This is a genomic window from Phocaeicola sp. ICN-14070 (assembly GCF_037892625.1).
Classification (GTDB): domain Bacteria; phylum Bacteroidota; class Bacteroidia; order Bacteroidales; family Bacteroidaceae; genus Phocaeicola; species Phocaeicola plebeius.
This window is the reverse complement of the sequence record NZ_JBBKBF010000149.1, coordinates 1-1,325: the sequence shown is the minus strand read 5'-3', so window position 1 is coordinate 1,325 and position 1,325 is coordinate 1. Positions and strand designations below refer to the sequence as shown.

The following is a 1,325-nucleotide window of genomic DNA, read 5'->3' as shown; positions in this document are numbered from 1 at the left end:
CATTAGTGTCCCGTTAAAATGGGACGAGTTAAACAATTAATCAAATAGCCCCGGAATTAGGGGATCATTTAGATCTTTGACATCATTGAAATTAGTCTTGTCGAACAGGTCATGCAAGTGGGTTTTGTCAGTCAATGATATGCTGAGAATCTGCAAGACTTCATAGGTTGAGCGTTTCAAATTCATATCATGTTGGACAATAGCCACAAGACTGTATGTGATAATTGCCACACTAATTTGTATGCGAACAGCGTTCTCTGTTGTACCCCAGAATTTCTTTATCTTGAGATGCTGCTTGAGCCATTTGAAGAACAGTTCGATTAACCATCTTTTCTTATAAAGATTGGCGACATCCAGTGCAGAAAGTTGTTTCGCATTCGTCAGAAAAGTGAACTCACGGTTATCTTCTTCATCGTAATATCTTACGAGTCTTAATGACTCAGGATATTTCTTTTCGGAGAGATATCCGGTCAGTTTCACTTCCGCATCTGTCATTATATTCTTTGGCATTCTTCGCTTCCATTTGACAGTCTTATATTTTAAGTTCGTCTTGGCTCTGACAACAAAGAAAGAGTCTGTAAGATGTATCCTATAGAGTTCTTTAAAGGAGTCATAAGCCCTGTCGAATATATAATAAGCATTTGGCTCATAATGGATTGAAGACATTGCTGTAGAATCGTGCTTTGATGCAGTGGTTACAGTATAGAAAGCAGGAACTTGTGCTTCAATGTCGTATAAGACATGAACTTTCACTCCTCCTTTCTTGCTTCGGAACTTTGCCCATGGAAATGTGGCTAGACACAACGGAATGGTTGTTGAATCAAACGCATATTTCTTCCCGGAAATGTCAAGGATGTTGGTAGTCCGCTTCTCGCAGGCTTCTTTCATCATATAGAATGCAAATTCTTCAAAAATTCTGTAATCACGGTTCTGGTTGGCTGTCGCAAGAGTTGTCTTGGCTATTGGTTCACGACCTACTCCAAGATGATATTGCTTGGCCCTATGCGCCTCGAAAGCAACGATTAAGTCTCGCAGGCTCTCACGGTTACTCAGTTGTCCAAACATCATCGCAAGCATCTGATTCCAGAAAGTGAAATGTTTCACATATCGGTTGCCATCATACTTGCGAACATAATTGTTGAACTGAGTTCTGTTCAGAAAAGCGGTTAGTTGAGAGAATACGTATTTGTCTTGGAACATAGCAGCTATTTATATTAGACTGCAAAGTTGCAAAATCAAGTCCGTTTCATTTCAAAAAACCATGTAAGTGACTATATTTCAATAATTTCAAAGAACTATTTATCCACTTTTACGGGACAGTAGTG

At 39.2% G+C, this 1,325-nt stretch carries 1 protein-coding gene; it reads right to left on the bottom strand.

Annotated features, from left to right (window positions below; all coding sequences use genetic code 11):
- Window positions 1-36 precede the first annotated feature (36 nt).
- Entirely contained in the window at window positions 37-1,200 is a 1,164-nt protein-coding gene (locus tag WKT20_RS17980; protein WP_340417859.1) for an IS4 family transposase, read from the bottom strand.
- Window positions 1,201-1,325 lie beyond the last annotated feature (125 nt).